The 6,805-nt window shown below is 69.4% G+C and carries 10 protein-coding genes; 4 read left to right on the top strand and 6 right to left on the bottom strand.

Features of this window, described 5'->3' with window-relative positions; genetic code table 11:
- The 3 genes from VHK87_RS03705 to VHK87_RS03695 all read left to right on the top strand — a co-directional run.
- A partial coding sequence (locus VHK87_RS03705; protein ID WP_329633549.1) for a hypothetical protein occupies nucleotides 1–84 on the top strand: 84 nt, incomplete at its 5' end.
- Nucleotides 84–1,022, top strand: a complete 939-nt coding sequence (locus tag VHK87_RS03700) for an MlaD family protein (protein WP_329633548.1) — start codon at nucleotides 84–86, stop codon at nucleotides 1,020–1,022. The genes VHK87_RS03705 and VHK87_RS03700, both read left to right, overlap by 1 nt.
- Complete coding sequence (locus VHK87_RS03695; RefSeq protein ID WP_329633547.1) at nucleotides 1,019–1,639, top strand: ABC-type transport auxiliary lipoprotein family protein; 621 nt, start codon at nucleotides 1,019–1,021, stop codon at nucleotides 1,637–1,639. Before VHK87_RS03700 ends, VHK87_RS03695 begins: the two co-directional genes overlap by 4 nt.
- A gap of 36 nt (nucleotides 1,640–1,675) precedes the next feature.
- Here the strand turns inward: VHK87_RS03695 and folD are convergent, their stop codons facing one another.
- Genes folD through VHK87_RS03675 form a run of 4 tightly spaced genes read right to left on the bottom strand, consistent with a single transcriptional unit; the run spans nucleotide 1,676 to nucleotide 4,674 of the window.
- Nucleotides 1,676–2,572: a bifunctional methylenetetrahydrofolate dehydrogenase/methenyltetrahydrofolate cyclohydrolase FolD gene (gene folD, locus VHK87_RS03690; protein ID WP_329633546.1), complete on the bottom strand. Its 897-nt coding sequence runs from the start codon at nucleotides 2,570–2,572 to the stop codon at nucleotides 1,676–1,678.
- 32 nt (nucleotides 2,573–2,604) lie between these two features.
- The gene (locus VHK87_RS03685; RefSeq protein WP_329633545.1) at nucleotides 2,605–3,075 is read right to left on the bottom strand and encodes an NUDIX domain-containing protein; all 471 of its coding nucleotides are present in this window, start codon (nucleotides 3,073–3,075) and stop codon (nucleotides 2,605–2,607) included.
- On the bottom strand, nucleotides 3,075–4,082 hold the full coding sequence (locus VHK87_RS03680) for a S1/P1 Nuclease (RefSeq protein WP_329633544.1): 1,008 nt from the start codon (nucleotides 4,080–4,082) through the stop codon (nucleotides 3,075–3,077). Before VHK87_RS03680 ends, VHK87_RS03685 begins: the two co-directional genes overlap by 1 nt.
- Nucleotides 4,083–4,092: 10 nt before the next feature.
- Complete coding sequence (locus VHK87_RS03675; RefSeq protein WP_329633543.1) at nucleotides 4,093–4,674, bottom strand: glutathione S-transferase family protein; 582 nt, start codon at nucleotides 4,672–4,674, stop codon at nucleotides 4,093–4,095.
- A 191-nt stretch (nucleotides 4,675–4,865) separates the two neighbouring features.
- Between VHK87_RS03675 and VHK87_RS03670 the strand changes: the two genes are divergently transcribed.
- On the top strand, nucleotides 4,866–5,348 hold the full coding sequence (locus VHK87_RS03670; RefSeq protein ID WP_329633542.1) for a 3D domain-containing protein: 483 nt from the start codon (nucleotides 4,866–4,868) through the stop codon (nucleotides 5,346–5,348).
- 109 nt (nucleotides 5,349–5,457) lie between these two features.
- On the opposite strand, the gene VHK87_RS03665 is transcribed toward VHK87_RS03670, so the two are convergent.
- Entirely contained in the window at nucleotides 5,458–6,270 is an 813-nt protein-coding gene (locus VHK87_RS03665) for a ferredoxin--NADP reductase (RefSeq protein WP_329633541.1), read from the bottom strand.
- Nucleotides 6,271–6,300: 30 nt separating this feature from the next.
- The coding region (locus tag VHK87_RS03660; RefSeq protein WP_329633540.1) for a phosphoadenylyl-sulfate reductase at nucleotides 6,301–6,805 on the bottom strand (505 nt) is incomplete at its 5' end.

Raw genomic sequence — 6,805 nt, 5'->3', positions numbered from 1 at the left:
CTGGAGAAGAGCGACCATCCGTGGATCCGGGAATATTTCCTGGGGCCCCGCGGGCGGGCGGCCCAAGCGGCGATGAAAGCCTGATGGAAAAGAACGCCAACTACGCCCTCGTCGGGCTGTCCTCGCTGATCCTGTTCGCGGGGCTGATCATCTTTATTGTCTGGCTGGCCAGGTTCCAGGTGAACCGGGACTACGATCTGTACGACATCGTCTTCCAGGGGCCGGTCCGCGGCCTCACTCAAGGGGGCGAAGTCCACTTCAACGGCATCAAGGTGGGCGAGGTCACCGAGATCAAGCTCGACCCGGCCAACCCCAGCCGCGTGCGGGCTCTGGCGCGGGTGAACTCCTACGTGCCGATCAAGACGGACTCCTTCGCCACCCTCGAGCCGCAGGGCATCACCGGCGTCAACTATGTGCAGATCAGCGCCGGCTCGCCCAGCGCGCCGCTGCTGAAGGACACGGTGCCGGAGAACCGCATCCCGGTCCTGCGCAGCCAGCGCAGCACCATCTCCGACCTGCTGGAGGGCGGCGGCACGGTGCTGACCCGCACCATCGAGGCGCTGGACCGGGTCAACCGGGTGCTTTCCGACGAGAACATCAAGACCCTTTCGGCCACCCTGTCCGACACCCAGGCGATCACCGCCGAGCTACGCGAGCGCAAGGCGATCATCGCCGACGCCCAGAAGGCGCTGCAGTCGATCGACGCGGCCACCGTCGAGATCCAGCGCCTGGCCGCCTCCGGCCGCGGCCTCGTGGAGGGCGACGGCAAGCGCACCATGGCCAACCTCGCCCAGGCGGCGGAGGAAGCCGGCGCGGCCGCCCGCGACGCGCGCTCGATGATCTCCAAGCTGGAAGGTCCCACGGCCGACTTCGCCACCAACGGCCTGCCGGCCATGACCTCGGCCCTGGTCCAGCTCCAGGAGACCGCCGAGTCCCTCGACCGTCTGGTCGACGATATCCAGAGCAGTCCGCAGAGCGTCATCGGCAAGGCGCCGTCGCAAGAGATCGAGGTTGAGCAATGAGGGCGCCCGTCAAAACTTTGGCTGTCGTGCTGGCCGCCCTGAGCGCCAGCGCCTGCGTGTCGCTGCTGCCCAAGAGCGACCCGGCGGTGCTCTATCGCTTCGACGTCGAGCCGGCGGGCGGCGGGGCCCCGGCGTCGGCCCGCCAGGTCGGCCTGCTCAAGCCCCCGGCCCGCTTCCCGCAGGCCTCCGCCGGCGACCGCATCCTGACGATCACCGGCGGACAGGCGGCCTACATCGCCGCGGCCCGCTGGGTGGCGCCGGCCACCATCCTGTTCGACGAGGCGGTGGCCCGCGGCTTCGACGGCAACCCCGGCGCCGCCCGGCTGGTCAGCCGCGGCGAGGTCGCCCGGGCCGAGATGGCGCTGCGGCTCGACGTGCGCACCTTCGAGACGGTCTACGACAACGGCCCGGAAGCGCCACCCCAGGTCGTCGTCCGCGTCCGCGCCGGCCTGACCCGCGCCAACGACCGCTCCGTGGTCGGCGAGCGGATGTTCGAACAGACCGTCCGCGCCGGCGACAACCGCGTCGGAGCCATCGTCGCCGCCTACGACCAAGCCGTCAGCACCATCGTCCGCGACCTCGTCGCCTGGACCAACCAGGCGGCGGCGGCGGGCTAGCGCGCCCTCGCCCCCACCCGGCTTCGCAGCGGCGGATCAGGCCTCCAGGCCGCGATTCCGCTTCGCCGCGGTCACGGTGTTCTTGAGCAGGCACGCCACGGTCATGAGCCCGACGCCGCCCGGCACCGGAGTGATGGCCCCGGCGACCTTGGCGGCGGATTTGTAGTCGACATCGCCGACCACCTTCGTCTTCCCCGCCGCCGCCTTCACCGGATCGCGGAACGGCACGCGGTTGATGCCGACGTCGATCACCGTCGCGCCCGGCTTGATCCAGTCGGCCTTGACCATCTGCGGCTGTCCGGCGGCGGCCACCAGGATGTCGGCCTCCCGGCAGACGCCCGGCAGGTCCTGGGTGCGCGAGTGGGCGATGGTCACCGTGCAGTCGGCCTGCAGAAGCAGCTGGGCGATCGGCCGGCCCACCAGCACCGAGCGGCCCACCACCACGGCCCGCAGCCCCGAAAGGCTGCCCAGCGTCTCGCGCAGCATGATCATGCAGCCGAGGGGCGTGCAGGGCGTCAAGGACGGCAGTCCGCTCGCCAGGAGGCCCGCGTTGATTGTCGTCAGCCCATCCACGTCCTTGGCCGGGTCGATGGCGGCGATCACCGGCCGCTGGTCCAGGTGTTTCGGCAGCGGCAGCTGCACCAGGATGCCGTGGATCGCCGGGTCGGCGTTGAGCTCGGCCACCAGCGCCAGCAGCGCCTCCTGGGTGGTCTGCTCCGGCAGCCGATGGGTCACCGAATGCATCCCGGCCGCCAGCGACTTTTCACCCTTGGAACGGACGTAGATTTGGCTGGCCGGATCCTCGCCCACCAGCACCACCGCCAGCCCGGGCGTGAGCCCATGCGCGGCCTTCAGCTGCGCCACCTCGGCGGCAACCTCCGCCTGCAGCTGCTCGGCGATGGGCTTGCCGTCGATGATCCGCGCCTCAGCCATCGCGATTCCGCCTCTCCTGTGAGGCGCCCCGCTTAGCCCCCGCGGGCGCGCGGCGCAACGCGCCGCAGCCAGGCCGCCACGGACCAGGCGTGGGCGTCGTGACGCAGGCGCGCGAGCGCCTCGTGCGGGTCGAGCCACACCAGGGTGTGATCGTCTTCGATTTTCAGCTGCGGGGCCTCCGAGAAGCCCGCCACCGTCCAGAACCCCGCCCGGTTGTTGAACGCCTCGCCGTCCGTGTTGACGAAGTATTGGTCGCCCCGCGCAAAGGCTTGGCCCGCCTCGATCGCCAGCCCCGTCTCTTCGCCAAACTCGCGCACCAGCGCCTGGGCCTCGTTCTCGCCCGGATCGATCGCCCCGCCGGGCAGGTCGAGCCAGGGCTCGTGGCCGGGCTTCTCCACCCGCACCAGCGCGATCTTCCCGTCCTGCACGGCGATCCCGAACGCCGCTGGCCGGTCGCGGTGCTCGCGCCCCGCCGCCGGCTCGCCGAACTGGGGGACGGCCATCAGTCCGCCCCGCGCAGGGCGTCGTAGGGGTCCACCCGGCCGGCCTCCACGTCGGAGACCTTCACCGGTTTCCAGCCGACCTCGACGTTGGCGCTCGCTCGCCAGGCTTCGGCGACCAGGTCGCGAAGCTCCGAGGCCCCCACCGCCAGCCGCCGGGTGGCGAAGTCCAGGCCCCGCGCATCCCCCGGCTTCAGTCCGCCGGCCTTCTCCAGCTCGTAGAGAGGCTCGATCTGCGCCGCGGACGCCATCAGGTAGTCGATTGTCCGCTGCTCGATGGGGCAGTTGCACGCGCGCATCGGGGTCATCCGCCCCTTCACCGCGGCCAGGGTCACCCCGCTGACCACCAGCTCGCCCTCGAACGGCCCGTGGATTTTGGCGGTCGTGTAGCCCTTGGGGTTCGGATAGTCCCCCCAGCCGTTGTAGTGGACCGAGGCGTGCATCGGCTGGGAGCCGTCGGCGACGAAGTGCGACAGGTGGCCGATGCTCTGCAGGATCAGCGCCTCGCGCCGCTTGCGGTCCGCCGCCAGCCAGGCCTTCCGCTGCCCCCGGGCCCGCTTCTCGGCCGCCGCCGCCACCCGCCAGTAGCCAAAGTCCTTCGTCAGGTGCTGCATGCCGTCGACGATCGAGTACTGCAGGTAGCCCGCCTTCCAGGAGTCGAGATTGTGCGCCCGCAGGGCCGTCTCGTAGTCCGCCCGCGTGGCCGGCATGGGCGACAGCGGCGGCCCGCCCAGCAGCCGGCCCGCCTCGTCGATGTCCACGAAGTGGGCCGCGTCCCGGTTGTGGTCGTGGATCTTGCCCGAGCCCTTGGTGCGGTCCTGCTCACGCGACAGCTCGCCCACGTCCTCGGCGGCGGCGGGCCGGCGCAGGAAGGCGGGCAGATCCCGCGGCAGCGCCTGCATGGCCGCGATCCCGGCGATCCGGTGTCCGGTGTTGCCCCAGGCGAGCGCCGCCTGCGGCGCGGTCAGCGTGAGGACGGCCGCGAGCGCGGCGAATGCGTAGCGGGCCAACGACGGCTCCCTAGTCGGCGATGCGAAGGCCCGCCTCCACCCGGCCGATCCATGCCTGCACGTTCGGATACCGGGAAAGGTCGAAGCCGCCCTCGTGGGCCCACCTCGTATAGGCGACCAGTGCGACGTCGGCGAGACTGAGCGGGCCGGCCAGGAATTCGCCCCCCTCCAGCGCCTCGTCCATCAGCTTCAGCGCCGCGTTCCCGCGCACCACCAGCTTCTCGTCCAGCTCGGCGAGGGGCTTTCGGAGGTATCTCGCGTGGAAGCGCGCCACCGCGATGTAGGGCTCGTGGCTGTACTGCTCCCAGAACATCCACTCGAGCATCTTGGCCCGCTGGTATGGATCGGCCGGGATCAGGTCAGAGCCCTCGGCCAGGTGCAGGATAATGGCGTTCGACTGGGCCAGCGGCCGGCCGTCGTCCAGCACCACGGTCGGGACCTGTCCGGCCGGGTTCACCGCCAGGAATTCGGGGGTGCGGGTAGCGTTCTGTAAAACATCCACGTCAACCCACTCGTAGGACCGGCCGAGATAGTCTGCGGTCCACTTCACCTTCAGGCAGTTGCCTGACACGAGATCGCCATAAATGAGCATGAGCCGCCCCTCCAACTCGCCCCGTACTGAGCGAACATCGGTGGGTAAAGCCCAGGCTTTCTGTAAGGACCATCAGGTCATGGGCCATAGTGTCGCGCAGACGAGCGTCACTAACCTTTGAGGGTTGTCCTCAAGGCCCCGGGCCGTTACGAATTGTAACTACCAGTTCAACGACGAAGGAGACGCCGTCCATGCGACGCCGCCTCGCCGCCCTGGCAGCAGCCATCCCCCTCCTCGCCATGAGTTCGAACGCGCACGCCGCGCCGAACGATCCCATTGGCGACCTCATAGTTTCGGCCCTGACCGGCTCATCGCCGGGCTCTCCGGCCCACAAGCTGAAGGCCACGCTCTATCATGCGGGCGCCAAGGGGGTCGGCGCGCTCGACAGCCTGGGCTGCAAGGTCGTCGCCATGCGCACGGCCGCCATCGACAAGAGCCTGATCCCGCGCCGCACGGTGCTGTTCATCAAGGAAACCGTCGGCCTGCCGATGCCCGACGGGTCCCAGCACGACGGCTACTGGTACGCCTCCGACGTCGGCGGCGCGATCAAGGGCGAACGGATCGACCTCTACACCGGGACCGGCAAGGGCTCGATGAAGCCGATGATGCCGCTGAACCTCTCCAAGCTCACGGTGACCAAGGTCGGCCAGTTCAAGGGCTGCCCGCCGAAGTAGGCCGGGCGAGAGAGCCTGACCGTCCAAGCCCCTCCCCCAGCGGAGGGGCTTTTCGTTTGTGGGGTGCGCCTTCCCTCTCCCATTCCGTGGGAGAGGGATGGGGCCACAATCAGCTCTCGACGAACGCCTTCTCGAGGACGAAGTCCCTCGGGCTGGCGATGCTGCCTTCCTCGTAGCCCCGGTCGAGCAGGATCTGCTTCAAGTCCGCGAGCACCGAGGGCCCGCCGCACAGCATCAGCCGATCGACCTTGGGGTCCAGAGCCGGAACGCCCAGATCCTCGAACAGCTTGCCCGAGGTGATCAGGTCGGTGATCCGGCCGTTCGTCTTGAACGGCTCGCGGGTCACCGTCGGGTAGTAGCGCAGCTTGTCGCCGATCAGCTCGCCGAGGACCTCGTCGTTCGGCAGCTCGCTCTCCAGCAGCTCGCCGTAGTTCAGGTCGGCGACCTCGCGAACCGTGTGGGTGACGATCACCTCCTCGAAGCGCTCGTAGACCTCCGGGTCCCTGGCCAGCGACAGCCAGGGCGCCAGGCCCGTGCCGGTGCCCAGCATGTAGAGCCGCTTGCCGGGGCGCAGGCCGTCCAGCACCAGGGTGCCCGTCGGCTTGCGGCCGATCAGCACCTGGTCGCCCACCTTGATCTTCTGCAGGCGCGAGGTCAGCGGACCGTCCGGCACCTTGATCGAATAGAACTCCAACTCCTCGTGCCAGGCGGGCGAGGCGACGGAGTAGGCGCGCACCAGCGGCTTGCCCTCCACCTCCAGCCCGACCATCACGAACTGGCCCGACGAGAAGCGCAGGGTGGGATCGCGGGTCGTGCGAAACGAGAACAGGCTGTCGGTCCAATGCTGGACCCAGGTCACGGTCTCGACGAAGAAGGCCCCGGCCTTTTTGACGGCCGGCGCGGCCACGGTGACATCGGTCATGGGGAGGAAATCTGCTCTCTTGTGGGCGACCTAGATGTCGCCGCCCAGGTTCACGACGGCGCCCGGCGCGCGGGCGACATGTATGCCGCATTCGGTCTTATCCAAGCCCTTCCAGCGGCCGGCGCGGACGTCTTCGCCCTCTTCCACGGGTTGGGTGCACGGCCAGCAGCCGATCGAGGGGAAGCCCTGGGCCACCAGCGGGTGGGCCGGCAGCTGGTGCTCAGCCGCGTAGGCGTCGAGCTCTTCCTTGCCCCAGTTGGCCAGGGGGTTGAACTTCACCTTGCCGTCCGCCTGCTCGACGACGGGCAGGCTCAGCCGGTCGCCGCCGTGGAACCGCTTGCGGCCGGTCATCCAGGCGTCGAAGTCGGCGATCGCCCGATCCAGCGGCAGCACCTTGCGGATGTGGCAGCAGGCGTCGGTGTTGGTCTTCCAAAGGTCATTCTTCGGATCGACCGCAGCCAGGTCCTGATAGTGGGGGCGCAGGTCCCGGACGTCGGTCAGGCCCAGCTGCGCCGCCAGCGTTTTGCGGTAGTCC

Source organism: Phenylobacterium sp. (genome assembly GCF_036263695.1).
Classification (GTDB): Bacteria; Pseudomonadota; Alphaproteobacteria; order Caulobacterales; family Caulobacteraceae; genus Phenylobacterium.
The sequence above is the reverse complement of the archived record's forward strand: the minus strand, read 5'-3'. Positions and strand labels throughout refer to the sequence as shown.